Annotated in this window: 1 pseudogene; it reads right to left on the bottom strand. The window is 34.6% G+C overall.

Annotated features, from left to right (window positions below):
- Positions 1-106: pseudogene (locus tag GQ589_RS12100) on the bottom strand (IS481 family transposase); the annotation flags it as partial.
- Positions 107-254: the final 148 nt, after the last annotated feature.

A 254-nucleotide genomic window follows, 5' to 3' on the forward strand; every position in this document is an offset into this window, starting at 1 on the left:
CTCGACTGTATCCCATGACTTTGCAAGCTTGTTGAACGTTACCGAGTTGCTTAGCTAATTCTAAAAGTCCTAATTTAGGTTTAATAATTTTGGCTGTTTGATTCATTTCTGACTCTCCTTTTTGTGTTATAAAATAACTTGAATGTCAGATTAAGTAAAGACTATTACAGCTTAAGCCAACAATGGCACAACTCATAGCAATAGTAACTAAATAATTTTGTTGTCGTTGCTGTGCCCACATTTTACGTGCCTTT

Source organism: Gilliamella sp. Pas-s27 (assembly GCF_009795865.1).
In the GTDB taxonomy this organism is placed as follows: domain Bacteria; phylum Pseudomonadota; class Gammaproteobacteria; order Enterobacterales; family Orbaceae; genus Gilliamella.